This is a genomic window from Paenalcaligenes sp. Me52 (genome assembly GCF_050487965.1).
GTDB lineage: Bacteria > Pseudomonadota > Gammaproteobacteria > Burkholderiales > Burkholderiaceae_B > Paenalcaligenes.
Genome location: NZ_JBKQFO010000001.1, coordinates 280,820 through 298,928, shown reverse-complemented (window position 1 = coordinate 298,928; position 18,109 = coordinate 280,820). Strand labels below are relative to the sequence as shown.

At 51.0% G+C, this 18,109-nt stretch carries 17 protein-coding genes; 8 read left to right on the top strand and 9 right to left on the bottom strand.

What is annotated here, in order from left to right; all coding sequences use genetic code 11:
* Positions 1-7 precede the first annotated feature (7 nt).
* Entirely contained in the window at positions 8-1,249 is a 1,242-nt protein-coding gene (locus ACLO87_RS01395; protein ID WP_430222584.1) for a YncE family protein, read from the top strand.
* Positions 1,250-1,359: 110 nt separating this feature from the next.
* Here ACLO87_RS01395 and ACLO87_RS01390 read toward each other — a convergent pair whose 3' ends face one another.
* From ACLO87_RS01390 to ACLO87_RS01365, 6 genes are read right to left on the bottom strand one after another with little or no spacing between them, the layout of a single operon-like run.
* Positions 1,360-2,313: a carbon-nitrogen hydrolase family protein gene (locus tag ACLO87_RS01390; RefSeq protein WP_135865930.1), complete on the bottom strand. Its 954-nt coding sequence runs from the start codon at positions 2,311-2,313 to the stop codon at positions 1,360-1,362.
* A gap of 31 nt (positions 2,314-2,344) precedes the next feature.
* Positions 2,345-3,001: an ABC transporter ATP-binding protein gene (locus tag ACLO87_RS01385; RefSeq protein ID WP_430222583.1), complete on the bottom strand. Its 657-nt coding sequence runs from the start codon at positions 2,999-3,001 to the stop codon at positions 2,345-2,347.
* A complete protein-coding gene (locus ACLO87_RS01380; protein ID WP_430222582.1) occupies positions 3,001-3,747 on the bottom strand; it encodes an ABC transporter ATP-binding protein in 747 nt (248 codons plus the stop codon). Before ACLO87_RS01380 ends, ACLO87_RS01385 begins: the two co-directional genes overlap by 1 nt.
* Positions 3,744-4,697, bottom strand: a complete 954-nt coding sequence (locus ACLO87_RS01375; protein WP_430222581.1) for a branched-chain amino acid ABC transporter permease — start codon at positions 4,695-4,697, stop codon at positions 3,744-3,746. The genes ACLO87_RS01380 and ACLO87_RS01375 overlap by 4 nt, the downstream gene beginning before the upstream one ends.
* A gap of 2 nt (positions 4,698-4,699) precedes the next feature.
* Positions 4,700-5,599, bottom strand: coding sequence for a branched-chain amino acid ABC transporter permease (locus ACLO87_RS01370; RefSeq protein ID WP_430222580.1), 900 nt, complete (start codon positions 5,597-5,599; stop codon positions 4,700-4,702).
* A gap of 17 nt (positions 5,600-5,616) precedes the next feature.
* Complete coding sequence (locus ACLO87_RS01365) at positions 5,617-6,906, bottom strand: ABC transporter substrate-binding protein (protein ID WP_430222579.1); 1,290 nt, start codon at positions 6,904-6,906, stop codon at positions 5,617-5,619.
* Between the two features lie 321 nt (positions 6,907-7,227).
* Here ACLO87_RS01365 and ACLO87_RS01360 point away from each other — a divergent pair, with 321 nt between their 5' ends.
* Entirely contained in the window at positions 7,228-7,986 is a 759-nt protein-coding gene (locus ACLO87_RS01360; protein WP_430222578.1) for a TrmB family transcriptional regulator, read from the top strand.
* Positions 7,987-7,998: 12 nt separating this feature from the next.
* Here ACLO87_RS01360 and ACLO87_RS01355 read toward each other — a convergent pair whose 3' ends face one another.
* On the bottom strand, positions 7,999-8,925 hold the full coding sequence (locus tag ACLO87_RS01355) for a LysR substrate-binding domain-containing protein (protein ID WP_135867097.1): 927 nt from the start codon (positions 8,923-8,925) through the stop codon (positions 7,999-8,001).
* Positions 8,926-9,060: 135 nt separating this feature from the next.
* Here ACLO87_RS01355 and ACLO87_RS01350 point away from each other — a divergent pair, with 135 nt between their 5' ends.
* From ACLO87_RS01350 to ACLO87_RS01325, 6 genes are read left to right on the top strand one after another with little or no spacing between them, the layout of a single operon-like run.
* The gene (locus tag ACLO87_RS01350) at positions 9,061-10,296 is read left to right on the top strand and encodes a metal-dependent hydrolase family protein (RefSeq protein WP_430222577.1); all 1,236 of its coding nucleotides are present in this window, start codon (positions 9,061-9,063) and stop codon (positions 10,294-10,296) included.
* Positions 10,297-10,345: 49 nt separating this feature from the next.
* A complete protein-coding gene (locus ACLO87_RS01345; protein WP_430222576.1) occupies positions 10,346-11,569 on the top strand; it encodes an ABC transporter substrate-binding protein in 1,224 nt (407 codons plus the stop codon).
* A 26-nt stretch (positions 11,570-11,595) separates the two neighbouring features.
* On the top strand, positions 11,596-12,471 hold the full coding sequence (locus tag ACLO87_RS01340) for a branched-chain amino acid ABC transporter permease (RefSeq protein ID WP_135866276.1): 876 nt from the start codon (positions 11,596-11,598) through the stop codon (positions 12,469-12,471).
* A gap of 9 nt (positions 12,472-12,480) precedes the next feature.
* A complete protein-coding gene (locus tag ACLO87_RS01335) occupies positions 12,481-13,359 on the top strand; it encodes a branched-chain amino acid ABC transporter permease (RefSeq protein ID WP_135866278.1) in 879 nt (292 codons plus the stop codon).
* A 9-nt stretch (positions 13,360-13,368) separates the two neighbouring features.
* Positions 13,369-14,124 carry an ABC transporter ATP-binding protein gene (locus ACLO87_RS01330; protein ID WP_430222575.1) on the top strand — a complete coding sequence of 252 codons (756 nt, stop codon included), beginning with the start codon at positions 13,369-13,371 and terminating at the stop codon, positions 14,122-14,124.
* Complete coding sequence (locus ACLO87_RS01325) at positions 14,121-14,831, top strand: ABC transporter ATP-binding protein (protein ID WP_135866281.1); 711 nt, start codon at positions 14,121-14,123, stop codon at positions 14,829-14,831. The genes ACLO87_RS01330 and ACLO87_RS01325 overlap by 4 nt, the downstream gene beginning before the upstream one ends.
* A 209-nt stretch (positions 14,832-15,040) precedes the next feature.
* Here ACLO87_RS01325 and thiC read toward each other — a convergent pair whose 3' ends face one another.
* Both thiC and ACLO87_RS01315 read right to left on the bottom strand, forming a co-directional pair.
* Positions 15,041-16,954 carry a phosphomethylpyrimidine synthase ThiC gene (gene thiC / locus ACLO87_RS01320; protein ID WP_135864527.1) on the bottom strand — a complete coding sequence of 638 codons (1,914 nt, stop codon included), beginning with the start codon at positions 16,952-16,954 and terminating at the stop codon, positions 15,041-15,043.
* Positions 16,955-17,374: 420 nt separating this feature from the next.
* Complete coding sequence (locus ACLO87_RS01315; protein WP_430222574.1) at positions 17,375-18,094, bottom strand: SDR family NAD(P)-dependent oxidoreductase; 720 nt, start codon at positions 18,092-18,094, stop codon at positions 17,375-17,377.
* Between the last annotated feature and the right edge of the window lie 15 nt (positions 18,095-18,109).

Below are 18,109 nucleotides of genomic sequence, written 5' to 3'. Positions count from 1 at the left end.
TACCCCTATGACACCCTTTACTTCTCGCCCCTTTGTTCGTGGTTTGTACCTTGCTATCGTCGTAGGCTTATCTGCTGGCGCAGCACAGGCTAAAACACCACCACAACCTGCTTACCAACCTGTCACGGAAACCCAGATTGTGCAGCAACCTACTGCCAAAGAAGTGCTGGAAATTGTGTACAGCCCAAATCAGAAAAGCCTCTATGTATCGTCACCCAACTGGCAAGATGAAACACTGTCGCGCACTCTGGTGCTAGACCCTAAAACCTTGGCTATTCAAGGCGAGATCCCTATGGAAGTGAAAAGCTTCGGGGTTGCCTTGGATGACGCGGCCAACCGCTTGTACCTCACCCAAGGTTTTAATGGCAGCATTGCCGTGGTAGACACCAGCACCAACACCGTGCTGAAGCGCATCCCTATACAAGAAAAAATCAACTTCCAAGACACCATTGCTGCCGCTGACTTCGGCCAAGAGCGCAAAGACGGTCTGTTGAAAATGTTGGAACGCTTTAAGGTCACCGACGACTACCAATACAAGACCCGCGAACTGGTTGTGGATAAGAAAAACCACCGCTTGTTTGCTCCTGGCTTGGGCTTAGGCTTTGATAGTGTGCTGTTCGTGGTGAACACCGACAGCCTAGAGCTGGAAAAAGTCATGCCAGGCTTTGGTTATAACGTTGCCGGCATCACCGTAGACGAAGCCAACAACCGCGTGTTTGTGTCCAACATGCAAGGCCAGATCATGGTGGTCAACAGCCAAACGCTGGAAATTGACGATGTGTGGGAAGTACAAGCCGATCAGTTGTTGAACTTGGTGTACGACCCTGCTCAAAACCGCTTATTTGGTGTAGACCAAGGCATTGATAGAGATGCCCCACGCAACCTGCATTTAGAACGTGAATACACCCGTCGTAGCCCCGGCCATCAGGTATTTGTACTGAATGCCGATAACGGTGAAACCTTGGCGGTAATGCCTACAGGCGAAGTGCCTATTGGCCTGCGCTTTGATGAAGCCTCTCAGCGTTTGTTTGTAGCAAACCGTGGTGGCGTACGTGAAGAAGAAGGCAAAGGTTCGGTCAGCATTTTCGACACCGTCACCTACCAGCCTTTGCAAACGATTGAACTCATTCCACACCCTAATAGCGTGGAATACATCCCTGCTGAAAAAGCGCTGTATGTATCGGTTAAAAATGACGGCAACAGCAAAAAAGCAGAAACACCAGAAAGCATGGTGCGTATCCAGTTCTAACCGCAGTTCCTAGCAGTGACACGATTTGATTAACTACTTGACGGTAGCTTTCCTCCCCACCCTGTGGGGAGGTTTTTTTTTGCGTTGTTACCTACCTCTAGCGACTAGGTTTAGGCGGTAAATTCGCCCAATACTGCTTCTGTGCTGATCACATTGGTTTTGGGTTCCTCATCTACTAACAGACGGAACACATCAGGTCTGGAGTAATGCCCCACCACATCCAGATCAAACTTGCCACGAATGGTATCGTCCACATCAATTTCTGCATACAACACACATTCGCTATCGTGGTTAGGGCCTGCCAAGACTTCGCCGGTTGGGCTAACGATAACGCTACCACCACGGAAAATAACAGCATCAGCGCTATCGCCTTGGATGGCATCGTAGTCTTCTGGGTAGTCACCACGCGTCGCGTACTGGCACGCACTGAACACAAAACAACGCCCTTCAATCGCGATATGCTGCATAGATGGCAGCCATACATCACGATCATCTGCTGTAGGTGCGCAATATAACTGCACCCCTTTGGCGTACATGTAGGTACGGAACAAAGGCATGTAGTTTTCCCAGCAAATTACTGTACCCAATTTGGCACCCAAACTGGTGTCATACACGGGCATAGTGGAGCCATCGCCTTGTCCCCAGATAATGCGTTCCATCGCAGTAGGCACCAACTTACGGTGTTTACCCAGTAACGCACCATCAGGCCCAAAATGCAGTGCCGTGCAGTAAATTGTGCCCTGCTCTCGCTCCATCACACCAATCACCACGTAGGCATTAGCTTCTTTTGCAGCCGCACCAATACGATCGGTTTCAGGGCCGGGTACATCAATAGCCCCGTTGTAATAACGTAGGTATTCTTCTTTACCGCGTGGCTGACGACCACCAACACGGGCACCGAAATCCAACCCTTTTGGGTAACCTGATAGCGTAGCTTCAGGAAACACGATCAGATTAGCCCCTTGCGCGGCGGCTTCCTCAATACGTGACACCACTTTATCGGTGCTTTTAGCCTTATCAAACGGCACGGCACTCATCTGTACTACTGCTGCACGAAATGTCATTTAGGTTCTCCTCCTACCTAGTAAATACGGCTTAAGCCACCAAACTGCCACGTTCAATGGTCAGAAATTGATCGGCAATAGGCTCCAATAATTTGGGATTAGACTCAGTAATCAAAATGGATAGATCGGGCTGTGCTTGGCGCAGCGCTTTCAACGATTCGGCATAGCGAATGGCGAGCGCTGGCGCTAAACCCTGAAACGGCTCATCCAACAAAATCAATTTGTCGCCCGCCATCAGCGCGCGCCCTAGCGCCACCATTTTTTGCTGACCGCCAGAAATCAGCCCGCCTAAGCGGCTGCCTATCTGCTCCAGTTCGGGGGACAAACTGTAGATCAGCGCCAAACGGCGACCTATTTCAGCCTGCGATAATTTGCAGGCCCACGCAGGCACCAACATGTTGTCCAGCACCGTGAACTTGGCAATCAGCCGGCGCTCTTCGGGCGCATAGCCTATGCCTAACATGGGCCTATCATGCGCCTGACGTTGGTTAAGATTGGCGCCTTGGAATTCCATCTCGCCCTCACTGACAGGCAATAAACCCATGACGGTGCGCAACAAGGATGTTTTGCCTGCGCCATTGCGACCTATCAGTGCAGTGGTTTTGCCTTTTTCCAAGGCGAAGCTCACTTGCCTCACAACGGTATTACCCGCAATTTGGCTGCTTAGCGTACGTATATTCAACGCCATCACATCACCCCCACTACGTTTTTGATTACGTCTTCACGCGTCAATATGTCGGCTGGCGTACCGTCAGCGGCCACTTGGCCAGCATTCCATACCAGTACCCTGTCCATGTATTTCTCTACCAGTTCCATGTCGTGCTCCACAATCAAAGCAGTAATGCCTTGCTGCCGCAGCACAGGTACCAAGGTGTCCATAATCAGGAATTTTTCTTGTGAACTCACACCGCTGGTGGGTTCATCCATCAACAACAAGCTGGGGCGCAATGCCATAGAAGCGGCAATATCAATAAGCTTGCGTATGCCTTCTGGCAAATCAAAAATAATGGTTTGGGCGTAACGATCCAAGCCAAACATATCCAACAACTCATGCGCCTCTGTCAGCCATGCACGTTGGTATAGCGACTTCAAATTCCAGAAGCCATGACGACTCGCCAACGCTACCAGCAGGTTTTCTACTACCGTTTGCTCGCTGAACAATTGCGGTAGCTGAAAGCTTCTGGCAATGCCTAAACGGGTAATACGGCGTGGTTTCAAGCGCGTAATATCTTGCCCTTGAAAACTCACACACCCAGACTGTGCAGGCACGTAGCCGGTACAAATGTTTAAGAAGGTGCTTTTACCCGAACCGTTAGGCCCGATGATGGCGGCTAGCTCACCTTGATACAGCGCCAAGTTGGCGTCGTTCGCCGCTTTCACTCCACCGAATTCCAGATGTATGTGCTCGGCTGTCAAAATAGCGGTGCGGGTCATGCTTGCTCTCCTTTCACGGTGCGCTGTTTCTTCTCTAACAAGCTCCAAATACCGCCTGGAGCAAACATCACCATCCCCAACAGCAACAAACCCATCATCAATTGCCACGCATTCACAGCGTAAGCACTGACTGCAGCACGCATCAGTTCAAACACAAGCGCCCCCAACACGGCACCTCGCAAATGCCCCATACCACCTAGCACAGCGATAAAGACGAACTCGGCAGACAACGCCCAGTACGAGAGCTCAGGCGTCACGTGCCCGGTAGAAAAGGCCACAATAAAACCACCCAAACCGCACAACATGGCTGAGACCACATGCCCGGAATAAAACACGCGGTAAGCAGACAGTCCCATGTATTCCAAACGTGTTTCGTTAGTTTTGATGGCACGCAGCGCGGCCCCTACAGGCGAATTCAAGTACTGCACACACAAGCGGTATGCACCACATAGCATCACTAGCGACAAACCATAGAACCACCATGCGAAGTCACGCGCTTCTAGGCTCATGCCCAATAGCGACACTTGGCGCACACCCAAGCCATCACTACCGCCAGTCAGTTCATACAGCTTGAACAACAGTGAGAAACCCACCATGGAAAAAGCCAAATTCAACATGCCGTAAAAGATGCCGCGATAACGCGCCAAGATCAGCCCCAGCACGGCACCTAACAAGGCACTACTAACGGCACTGGCCACCATAATCCACAGCACATCCCACTGCGTGACGCGGGACAATGCTGCTGCCGTGTACGCCCCACACGCGAAATACAGCGCATGCCCGAATGACACTTGCCCTGCACGCAAGAGTAAAAACATTCCCATGGCGCACAATGCCAAAGCCATTGCCACCGACAGCGACGAGCGCAATGACATATTCAACATGGGCAACACCACAAACAGCCCAAATACCACACTGTTCATACCCAACGATTTCAATGATGCCTTCATGTTCATAACCTTTTGATCTCTGCACGACCAAACAGGCCGTAGGGCTTCACCAGCAAAATGATGGTCATCACGATATACGGCACCACCGTCGCCAAATCGCTATACAAATAGGTGGCAAATGCTTGCGCCAACCCAATTAACAGGGCGGTTACAGCAGCACCTTGAAACTGACCCAACCCAGCAGAAGCCACGATGGCAAAGGAGAGCACGATGGCATCCGCCCCAATGCCTGGCACCAGCGACGTAGTGGACGACGCCAAGGTACCGCCCAAGGCGGCTAATGACGCCCCCAGCGCAAAGGTCCACAGATAGACTTTGCTGGCATTAATACCCAGCGTGGTGGCAACTTCACGATCTTCGATCACCGCACGGATGAGCTTGCCTTGGCGACTACGGTTAAAGAACACGCTTAACGCCACCATCACCACGACAGCACTCAATGGCAGTACGAACAGTTGATAGCGTGTGTAGAAAATGTCGAACACTTCGGTGCTACCCAACAGTGCAGACGGTGCATCGTAAAAATACGGCTCTACTCCAAACACCAACTTTTGCACATCTTCCAAAATCATGAAGATGCCAAAGGTGGCCAGCAGTTGCAGGCTGTGTTCCTTATCGTAAATACGTCGTAGCACCACGCGTTCGATAAAAGCCCCCAGCGGCACGCCAACCAATACGGCAGCAAACACCAAGAGTGGGAAGCTCAGCCAACTGCCTTCAGCACCAAACAGATACTCGCCCAGCACGGCTGCCGCATAAGCCCCCAGCGCATAAAAACTGCCGTGCGCCACATTCAAAATGCGCATGATGCCGAAGATTAAACTCAGCCCCACCGCAATTAAGAACAAAATGGAGGCCTGGGCAACGCCGTCCAGCGTTGCCAGTAAGAAAATTTGTGTCATAAGCGTTCAGTTACGTATTAAGGAAGCAGCTGAACGTTTTGCACAGCATCCTGAGTCAGTTTTTTGATCCACTCTTGAGACAACTCTCCAGCAGGCGGCGAGGTCAACTCAGGCTGAATGATGGCAATATCACCAATCACTTTGAACTCATGATCTGGCGAGCTACGTGTGGTACCCACCAACTGCCCTTCCATGGCTTGGTTGTCTTCACGAATCACCAAATGGCCGGTGAAATCGTTAAGTTCTAGCCCTTTAAGACCAGCCAATAAGTCGGTTTTCAGCGTGGCACGCTCGCCATTCCAATCCTGCAATGAGGTTTGAATCGCTTGCAGCGCTTGCACCATGTGGTACGACGGGAAACTTGGATAAGCGCCCGTTTTCTCGTGGAAAGCCTGCACAAACTTGGCATGCTCAGGGTTGTCTTGCATCACTGGGCTAAAGGCATAGCTGTCGCCTCGCACCCCTACGATGGCGTTATCAGGGAACGCTGCACCGGTTTGTTGCAAAGCAGCTTCGCCATTTGGCGATACCAAAATGCTGTTTTTAAACAGCGAACGAGAGTTAGCCTGACGCACAAAGGTATTCATGTCACCACCCCACAAGGTAGTGAAAATCACGTCTGGACGCTGCGCCGACAAGCGGGAAATTTCAGTGGAATAATCTGATGTACCTAAACGTGGGAACAGCTCGGCACTGATGGTGATATCAGGGCGAATGGCTTTCACCGCATCTTTGAACGCTGCCCAGTTATCGCGACCAAATGCGTAATCTTGGTTGATGGCCGCAATGGTTTTGACCTCTGGATGCGTCTTCAGCAAGTACAGTGCAGCCGCGACGTTATTAGAGGGGGTGTAATCCCCTGTACGGTACACATATTGGTATTGGTTTTCTTCGTACAAGCGTGCGGTACCGCAGTCCCACAGCACAGTAGGCATCTGTAATTGCTCTGCTACAGGCGCTACGGCCAAGCAAATAGAGCTAGATAGGCCAATAATCATGGCATCCACCTTATTGCCTTCCACCAAGCCACGGTACTCCACCACGACGCTGTCCACACCCCGGTTTTCGTCGATGAATGTCAGTTCTACTGGCGCACCGTTAATGCCACCAGAAGCATTGATGGAGTCAGCCAGCATTTGCGCAGCATGCTGTGCAGGCACACCAAATACCGCCCCTGCTCCCGACAAGAAGGTCGAAATCCCTATGCGTATAGGTTCTGCTGCCTGCGCCGACACACTTAACAGTGCACCACACGCCAAGGCCATTAGCTTTGCACGGTTGACTCCGCGTCTGTTGGCTATCCCCATGATTGTCTCCTAGTTTTGGAATAAATAAGGTGCTCGCATGCCAGTGCCACTGCGCATGCTTTTATAGTTTGTTTTTTTCTAGTCTAGTTATGACGTATTTTTCCGTCAATATTCATCTAATAGGGGTTTTCACCAGACACAAATTAAAACAAACACTTCAAAACCAAAGGATTACAAGACAAACACACTAACACAACCATTAACGGATAAAAGCGTCAAAACAAAAAATACGATAGCATAAGCGCAAGGTTACAATGTCCAAATTCGCTGGATCATTGTTATGTCATCACTACGCCTTCTCACACTCTGACGGATCAAAAAGTGGATTTAAAAGAAAAGCTGGCACGCCTTGGCATCACAGGCAATCTGTACAAGGTTTACTGCGCCATCATGGAACTGGGCGACACCACGGTGACAGAGGTCGCCACACGCGCCAATATTGCTCGCACCACCTGTGCGGATGCCATTACTCGTCTGGCGAATGAAGGGCTGGTGCAATGGCAAGGCCGCGGGCGCGACCGTTCTGTGTCTGCGCTAAACCCCGGCGTACTGCTAGAGCACATCGCCGCTCGCCGTGAATTGATTGAAGACCTGCTGCCCGAACTGCGTTCTATCTACAACCGCGCCACGGGTAAGCCACAGATACGTTTTTATGAAGGCGCCGAAGGTGTCAAAACGGTATTGTGGGATTCCTTACGCTGCAAAAACGGCCCACTACTTGCCACCTTTTCTATGTCTGAACTGGAAGCCGTGCCCGGTTTAGACGAAATCACGCACTACCAAAAAGAGCGCTTATCGTTAGGCTTAAGCATGCGCGTGATACGCTCTGCCAGTAAAGACGTACAGCACATCTGGCCCAACGATAAAACCCGCGAACTGCGCGAGCTACGTTTCACGCCACCTAGCATTACCTTGTCGATGACCACACTGATCTACGACAACTGCGTTGCCAGTATTTCATCCAAAAAAGAAAACTACGGCCTCATTATCGAAAGCGAAGAGTACGCCAACTTCCAGCGCGCCATGTACGAAGTGATGTGGCAGTCTTGCATTCCAGCGACCGATTTAGACCAACACTAAGCACACTACCGTTCATTCGTCCCACGCAGGATTGGGACTGATGAACGGCCCAAAATCCAAGCCACGCATCCACTCCACCACCGTACGCACAGCCTTATCTTCGCTACGCTCTTTGCGCACACATAAAAAATAACCTTGGCGTGCTAATTGATGCGTAGGCACAGGTTCTACTAGTTCGGTTTTATTGCGCAACTCGTCAGACACCAAACAGCGCGGCACCAACCCCACTCCCATACCCAGGCGCGCCGCTTGGATAATCATTTCATACTGACTGAAGCTCGGGCCTATGTGAGCGGTCGCAATGGGCAACCGGTTTTCCCTGAACCACTGCACCCACGCTTGTGGCACATTAAAGTGCTGCAGCAAGGTGGCTTTCATGAGGCGATGCGGTGAATCCAGCTCTAGTTCTTGGGCATAACTGGGGGCACAAATCACAGCCTGCTCCTTACCCACCATATAGCTGGTCACCATACCCGGCCACTCCCCCTCACCATACTGAATAGACACATCCACCTCTTCATTTTGTCTGAAGTCATCCAAATGCTCATAAGGCGGAAAATTCAACCGAATGGATGGATAGGCCTGATAGAAGTCCACCAATAAACGCATGAGCAAACGAATGGTCAACGTAGGCGGCACCGAGATAGTCACGTACTGACGTTGCCCTTTTCCCGACATCACATGCCTACTGGATTCCACCAATATACGTAATGCCTCTTGAGCTTGTTCTAAGAAAAACTCACCCTCATCGGTCAATACCAAACGGTTATTCAACCGCAAAAATAGGGTAGTCCCTAACCAAGTTTCTAGATTAGCCACCTGCCTGCTAACCGCGCCCTGCGTGACAAACAGTTCACTAGCAGCCTTAGTAAAACTAGCGTGGCGAGCCGCTGCCTCAAAGGCTTGCAGCTCTGACATAGACGGACAAACTTTTTTCATAACGCTTCCACACCATTACTAAAACTCATGCACGCACCAGTTTTATTGGTTTGCTGGTAGTCCTAAGACTTGGTTTACTTGCACGTATCAAAACAGAACAAAATGCCCAACGAAGGCTACAGGAGACTACACATTATGGATACGCGGGAAAGCTCGAAGCTGCACTTCAAAAACTGCACCATTTTGCACCCTCACACGGGTACGCTAGAAAAAAATAAATGCATCACTGTTAACGGCAACCGCATTGAGTCCGTTACGGATGAAGCCCCCGCCAACGCCATTGACGCACACGGTCTCACCGTTATGCCGGGCATGATTGATTGCCACGTACACGTCTTGGCATCCGACATGAACTTAGGCCGCAACGCGTTAACACCCAACATACTCATTAGCTTTAGATCCATTCCCATATTGCAAGGCATGGTAGAGCGCGGGTTTACCACGGTGCGTGACGCAGGCGGTGCCGACTACTCCTTAGCACAAGCCACCGAGACGGGGTTAGTGACAGGCCCCCGCATTTACCCATCCGGTAGAGCCTTATCCCAAACGGGCGGTCATGGCGACTTCCGTGCGCGTAATGATGTAATCGAACCTTGTGCTTGCAGTCATCGTCTAGGTGCCATTGCACGTGTAGTAGACGGTGTAGATAATGTGCGTCTAGCCGTGCGCGAAGAAATACAAAAAGGCGCAACACAAATTAAAGTCATGGCGTCAGGCGGTGTAGCCTCTCCCAACGACCCTATACATTTTTTGGGCTATTCCGAAACTGAATTGCGCGCCATTGTGGAAGAAGCCGCCAACGCAGGCACGTATGTAATGGCTCATGCTTATACCGCCGAAGCCATTACACGTGCTGTGAAATGCGGGGTACGCACCATTGAGCACGGCAACCTACTTGATGAAGAAAGCGCCAAAGTCATGCGTGAACATGATGCCATTTTGGTGCCCACCAACGTCACCTACGACGCCTTGTTTAACGATGGACCTAAATTTGGTTTCCCAGCCGATCTTAGCCACAAAATTGACGGGGTACGTACCGCCGGATTACACGCCTTGCGCATCGCTCATGACGCAGGCGTCACCATGGCTTTTGGCTCTGACTTACTAGGCCAAACCCATGATCAGCAAGCTAACGAGCTGAAAATACGCGCCCAGATTCTGGGTAATTTGGAAGCCATACGCTCAGCCACCACGAACGCTGCCAAAGTGCTACGTGAAGAAGAGCAACTTGGCGTAGTCAAAGCAGGTGCTTATGCCGACCTGCTTTTTGTAGAAGGTAACCCCTTGGAAAACATTGAGGTACTACTCAACCAAGGCGCCCAACTTAAAGGCATTCTTAAAAACGGGGAATGGATCAAAAACCAGCTATAACCCCGGCCATACCACTCCATTACAGATGATACAAACAAGGAGAAACAGGATGAGACAAAGCCACAAAACACTCTACGCTGCCCTCACTCTAGGTGCAGCCCTTAGCATTGGCAGCTATGCCAACGCCCAAGCCCCCAGCAACGAACTGCTGATTGGCGGTTTGGTTCCCATCACCGGTGCCGGTTCACCCTACGGCGGCAATATGCTCAAAGCTATGGAAATTGCCGTTGAAGAAGTCAATCAAGCTGGTGGCATGGCAGGTCGCTCACTGCGCCTGATTTCCGAGGACTCACAAACACAGCCTCAAGCCGCCGTACTGGCCGCTAAAAAACTGATTGAAATTAATCACGTACAAGCCATCTTGGGTACGTGGGCTTCGGGTGTCACACTGGCCGTGCTGCCCTTAACAGATGCTGCCAACATTATTGAAATGAACGTATCCGGCGCACCAGCTATTTCTGAGTTGGATAAAAAAGATCTAGTGTGGCGCTATCAAGCTACCAACGACCGCTTTGGCCGTGCGTTTGCGGAGATCGCCGAGAAAAACGGCTACAAACGCCCTGCCACAATGGCATTTAATAATGCATCAGGTCGCGGCAACACCGATGGCTTCATCAAAGCCTGGAAAGAAAAAGGCGGTGAAGTCCTGGCCAACGTAGTCTACGAACCAAACCGTAGTAGCTACCGCTCTGAACTGCAACAAGTCCTTGCCACAAACCCCGATGTCATTGTCATGGGATCGTACCTACCCGACACCACCATCATCCTACGTGAATGGTTCCAATCTGGCGCCGAAAACGCCTGGATTATTCCCGGTTGGGCTGCCAACCCAGAACTGGTACAAGCGCTAGGGGAAGCCGCTACCGAAGGTATTATTTCCGTTGATACGGTTTCCAATACCAACGCTGACAGCTACAAAGACCTAAGCGAACGCTACCGTAAAGCCACCAACTCCGAGCTGGCCGATAACGTGTATGCCGCCATGACCTACGACATGGTGATCAGCTTGGCTCTAGCCGCCCAAAAAGCAGGCCCAGACGCCACGCCACAGCAAATCAGCGATCAGATCCGTGCCGTATCCAACCCCGAAGGCACCAAGGTGTACTCCTTTGCTGAAGGCAAGGCCTTACTAGACCAAGGCCAAGACATTGACTACGAAGGCGCATCCAGCCGACTGAACTTCGACGAGTACGGTGATTCCAACCCCGACTTTGGCGTATACGTCATCAAAAAGGGTCAGTTTGACCGTGTAGACACCGTATCCCTTGACTGATAGATCGCCTCGGAGCGCTGTTATACATGTCCAGTATTTTGTTAATTAATCTGGTCATCAACGGGTTGATTGAAGGCATGATCATTGCCTTGCCAGCACTAGCGTTAACGCTGGTGCTGGATATCTCTAAGTTCCCTAACGTTGCGGTGGGTGACACCATGACGGTAGGGGCTTATGCGGCTTTGGCCTTTCAATCCATTGGTGTGCCCTACTTCTTCTTGTCCGTTGGCGGCGCCATGCTGCTGTGCATGCTGATTAGCTTGGCCAGCTACCAACTGATCTTCCGTAAACTGACCCGCGCACCCATGGTGGTGAACCTGTTGGCTGCCGTAGGTTTAGCGTTTTTCATGCGCAGCATTTTGCAGCTTAGCGTGAGCAGCCAACCGCAGGTGTATGACTTCCCCTTAGTGCGTGCGTGGAACTTCAATGGCGTACGTATTTTGCCGTCCGACCTCTGGATAGTCTTTACCAGTGCCGTCACCTTGGCGATTGTGTTTGCTATTTTCCGCTACACCAACTTGGGTCGCCGTTTACGTGCCATCGCAGATAATCCAGAACTCGCACGTGCCAGTGCTATTCGCCCCAAATACCTAATCTGGTTCTTGTGGTGTTTGTTTGGCGTGCTGTCTGCCCTAGGTGGTGTGCTGATTGCCTCTAAGAGCGTGCTGCTGCCGGAGTTCGGCTGGGAATTCATTATTCCTGCGTTTTCAGCGGTGATTCTGGGTGGTATTGGTAACCCCGTAGGCGCGGTATTGGGCGCTGTCATCATGGGCGTAGTCCAAGAGCTGTCCGTTGCCTTTGTAGGCCCCAGCTACAAGATTGTTGCGGCTTTTTCCATCCTGATTCTGGTGCTCCTGATTCGCCCTGCTGGCTTATTAGGTTCCGCAGAAAAAACCCGCTAGAGGACTCGCATGGAAGCCTATTTATTATCCATTGGCATCATTGGTGCCATTTACGCCCTGCTTTCCATAGGTTTAAACATCCAATATGGTGAAACAGGCCTGATCAACTTTGGTCACGTTGCCTACTTCGCTATTGGTGCTTATGCCTCGGCAATTTTGTCGCTCGCTGGTATGTCGGTGGGTTTATCCATGGTGTTGGCTGGCTTGATTGCCGCCTTAGCCGCCATTCCCATTGGCTTTGCCGCCCTGCGTTTAAAAGAAGACTATTTCGCCATTGTCACGCTGGGTTTCGCCGAAACTGTACGCTTGGTGATTCAACAAGAAGACTGGCTCACTAACGGCGTGCAAGGCTTAGCCTCTATCCCGCCGTTGTTCTCGTTGTCATCCAGCTTGGCGCAAAACCGGCTGTTTGCCGTGGTGATTGCAGCAACCGTGCTGCTTGCGATGGTGGCCGTTTATCTGCTGCAACACAGTAGCTTTGGCCGTATTTTGCGTGCTATTCGCGACAACGAAGTGGCTGTTACTGCCCTAGGCAAAAAAACCTCTACCTTCAAAATCAAAGTGCTGATGTTTGGGTCGTTCTTAGCTGGCTTGGCAGGTGCGTTTTATGCGCATTTCATCAGCTACATTTCGCCCGAGCAATTCATCGCCCTGATTACTTTCTATGTCTGGATGTCCATTATTTTAGGTGGCGTAGGCAGCATGCGTGGTGCTTTATTCGGCAGCTTAGTGCTTGTGATGATCCTAGAAGGCTCGCGCTTTATAGGTGACTTCCTGCCCGGTGTGTCCGACGTACAAATTGCACACATACGTTTGGGTGCTATTGGTTTGATTCTGATGGGCTTTAGCCTGTTCCGCCCGCAAGGCCTATTTGGGCGTAAAGACTAGGAGAGCCTCATGCTAAAAGTAGAAAACGTCAGTGTGAGCTATGGCCCTTTTCTGGCGGTCAACAATGCCAGCATGCACGTTAATGCCGGTGAAACCATTGGTTTAGCAGGTACAAATGGCGCGGGCAAAACCACGCTGTTCGCCGCCATTGCCGGCCAGCTTACTGCCACCTCTGGCAGCATCAGTTTTAATGGGCAAGACATACTGCATCAGCCCACCTATAAACGTGCTGGCATAGGCTTATGCCGTACCTTCCAAATTCCGCGTGAATTTGGGAAGCTATCAGTACTAGAAAATCTGTTAGTGGCCGCGCAAGACCGCTCACAAGAAAATATGCTCACGGCGTGGCTACGTCGCGGCACCATGAAAGACACCACCACACAGCGTACCGCCCAAGCAGATCAAATTTTAGACACGCTGGGCATTACCCATGTGCGCGACCTACCTGCCTCACAGCTATCCGGTGGCCAGAAGAAACTGCTGGAATTGGCTCGCGTACTCATGCAGCAACCCACGCTAATCTTGCTGGACGAGCCCTTTGCGGGCGTGAACCCCGTTCGTATCGGTGAGATGATGGATATTTTTCGCCGCCTTAAAGAACAAGGCATTGCCCTACTCATCGTAGAGCATCACCTACAAGCCCTCAAAAGCTTATGTTCGCGTCTCTACGTGATGGACCAAGGTGTGGTGATTGCCGAAGGTGACCCAGACAATGTACTGAACTCTACAATTGTGCAGGAAGCCTACATGGGAGGTGTGATATGAACGAAGTTCTTACCATTGATGGGCTGGCTGGCGGCTACACCGATGTGGATATTATTCACGGCATAGATCTGTCGGTGAACCCTCAAGAAATCGTCACCATTGCAGGCACCAACGGTGCTGGTAAATCGACATTTCTAAAAGCACTGCTAGGGTTGCTACCCCGTACTAAAGGATCGGTAAAACTATACGGGCAAGACATCAGCCATTTAGGCACCGAAGCCCGCATAGAACAAGGCTTAGCCTACGTACCACAAGTGACCAACGTCTTTCGCACGCTTAGCGTCTACGAAAACCTGTTGGTGGCGGATAAACGGGTCACGCGCAGCCAAATCGATGAAATGTTGCAGGTATTCCCCGCTCTGAAGACACGCCTCTCTCAACAAGCAGGCACCTTATCTGGCGGGGAGCGCCAACAACTAGCCTTCGCTCGTGCTCTAATACGTTCACCCAAACTCATCATTCTGGATGAACCCACAGCCGCTTTGGCGCCTAAGCTCATTCAGTCTATTTTCGATGTGATTGTGCAGCTTAAGCAGTTAAATGTGGCGGTGTTAATGGTAGAACAACGTGCTCGCCAAGCGCTGGACATCAGTGACCGGGCTTACATTCTGGATCAGGGAAAAGTGGTACTGGCGGGGGCGGCGCATGAACTGCTGAATAATCCGGAGATGGTGGAGCTGTATTTAGGGACGCAGACGCATACCTAAATGGTGCAATTCTGACGTCAGTATTCATTGCAGACGCTGGGGGACTGCGGAAATACTTTTTGTGATTTGGTGTCTCAAATAAAAAAATACTTTCGCAGCCTAAGACTACGGCAGACAGTAGCTGCTAGGCGGGCTTTTAACCCCCTTACAGCAGCAACAAAAACACATCATGGCCAGCAAACCCTCGCTAGCCATGATGCCCCCATCACTTACTCCACGTGATACAGCAACGCACCTTTTTGCACAAACTCTATGGCTTTTTCTTCCATACCTTTTTGCAAAGCAGCTTCGTCTTCTACGCCTTTCTGAGCCGCATACTCCCGCACATCTTGGGTAATTTTCATGCTGCAGAAGTGTGGGCCGCACATGGAGCAGAAGTGCGCCACTTTCATGGAGTCTTTAGGCAAGGTTTCGTCGTGGAATTCACGCGCTGTGTCTGGGTCTAAACCTAGGTTGAACTGGTCTTCCCAACGGAATTCGAAACGTGCTTTAGACAAGGCATTGTCACGTACTGCCGCGCCGGGATGGCCTTTTGCCAAGTCTGCTGAGTGCGCCGCAATTTTGTAGGTGATGATGCCGTCTTTAACGTCTTTTTTGTTGGGTAATCCCAAGTGTTCTTTAGGGGTTACGTAGCACAACATGGCCGTGCCATACCACGCTATCAGGGCTGCTCCAATGCCTGAGGTAATGTGGTCGTAGCCCGGTGCAATGTCGGTTGCCAATGGTCCCAAGGTGTAGAACGGTGCTTCTTTGCAGTGTTCAAGCTGCAAGTCCATGTTCTCTTTGATCTTCTGCATGGGCACGTGACCAGGGCCTTCGATGATCACCTGCACGTCATGTTTCCACGCGATTTGTGTCAGTTCACCCAAGGTTTTTAGCTCTGCAAACTGGGCTTCATCGTTAGCATCGTAGGTTGAACCTGGGCGTAAGCCATCGCCTAGCGAGAAGCTCACGTCGTAGGCTTTCATGATTTCACAGATGTCTTCAAAGTGTTCGTAGATGAAGCTTTCTCGGTGATGCGCTAAGCACCATTTCGCCATGATGGAACCACCGCGCGACACGATACCTGTCATGCGGTTAGCCGTCATAGGCACAAAGGGCAAACGTACGCCAGCATGAATGGTGAAATAGTCCACACCCTGCTCGGCCTGCTCTATCAGGGTGTCGCGGAAGATTTCCCATGTCAGGTCTTCGGCTTTGCCATTCACTTTTTCCAGTGCTTGGTAAATAGGCACCGTACCTATAGGCACAGGCGAGTTACGAATAATCCATTCACGGGTTTCGTGGATGTGCTTGCCTGTGGACAAATCCATCACCGTATCACCACCCCAACGTATGGCCCACGTCATTTTCTCTACTTCTTCAGAGATTCCTGAGCTCACCGCCGAGTTACCAATATTGGCGTTAATTTTCACCAAGAAGTTACGCCCAATAATCATGGGTTCACATTCTGGGTGGTTAATGTTGGCAGGGATAATGGCTCTGCCACGTGCAATTTCATCGCGCACAAATTCTGGCGTAATGATGGACGGGATAGAGGCACCAAAGCTCTCGCCGGGATGCTGGAAGGTCATGCGTTGAGCCAGCTTTTCGCCCTCTGGGCCGCTGTTGCGCAAGGACTCCAAATACTCTTCACGGCGTAGGTTTTCGCGTATTGCCACAAACTCCATTTCTGGCGTGATAATGCCACGACGCGCATAGTGCATTTGCGTGACGTTAGCACCCTCTTTGGCTTTGCGAGGTTGGCGTGTCAGGTTAAAGCGCATGTCTGCCAAGCTAGGGTCGGCCTGACGTTGGCGACCATAATCACTGCTTACGCCGGGCAACACAATGGTATCGCCACGCTCTTCAATCCATGCATGGCGCACAGAAGGCAAACCATCACGCAGATCAATGCGCACGGATGGGTCGGTGTATGGCCCACTGGTGTCGTAAATGGTGAGTGGTGGGTTCTTCTCGCCGCCCAACATGGTGGGAGTATCGGCTTGGGTGATTTCCCTAAACGGTACGCGTATATCGGGGCGGGAACCCACTTGGTAGATTTTGCGTGAACACGGTAAAGGCTGAATGGCGGCTTCGTCTACTGTTGCCGTGTTAGCCAAGAAGGGGGTAGTGGTTTTCATTGAAGCTCCGTAAGTAAAAAACCGGAGCCGAGTGGAGGAGTTCTGCCTGAGTAAGGCATCAACAGGCACGAAACCGTACACCATGAGACCCTACATATTGCATGCTACTTCAGCAGAACGCGCTTCCAGCGTCGGCATTATCCGTACTGGTGCGAAGGGACTCTCTCAACCCAATAAAGCTAAAAAAGCTTATTGAGTACCCCTGCGTCTGTTGGCGAGTATAGCAACAGCTTTTGTGCAATGACCAGAGCAGTTTGCTACTACCTAGTACAAACCCTCATATTTTTCCGTTGTAGCGATCATGCCAGCATTTGACATTTTTCTGCCTATATTTGCCCACAAAAAACGCCTACAAACAAAGTCTGTAGGCGTCTTCTACTTTCTTACTACCCCTTCATAGAGGGCCGGAAATTTGGCACATTATGCAACCAAATAACCACCATCCACAGGCAAAATTACGCCTGTCATGAAAGCTGCCGCATCAGAGCACAAAAAGGCCACCGCTTTAGCCACATCCTCAGGCGTTCCCCAGCGGTTAAGCGGAGTACGACCCAAAATAGCCGAAGATCGAACAGGATCGTTCTGCAAATCTAGGGTTAACGGTGTTGCAATCCAACCAGGAGCCACCGCGTTCACACGAATGCCATCCACAGCATAAGCAATTGCCAATGATTTGGTTAATTGCGCTACACCTCCTTTACTGGCAGCATAAGCAGGCACCAAACCACCGCCAAAAAAGCTCAACATAGAGGCCATGTTCACAATAGAACCTTTGGTCTCACTCAGCTTGGCTCGAGCATCACTGCTGATGCGCATGGTGCCAGTCAGGTTCACATCCAACACTTGCTCAAACACATCCAGTTGATGCTCAGCTTGGCGTTTGATAATGCCGGCGCAGTTCACCACATGGTGCAGAGGCTCATTGTTGTCGAACAACGCGTGTACAGACGCCTCATCGCTCACGTTAACCAGCTTTACTTGAATATCGGGATGCAACACGTTTTCGGTACTACCCAAACCCGCCGCCGTTACCGTCGCACCCAAACTGTGCAGGTAGTTCGCAATACCCGCACCAATACCCTGTGTAGCACCAGTCACCAAGATATGCTGCCCTTGGAAGAGCTGTTCTTTGAAACTCATAATTACTATTTCTCG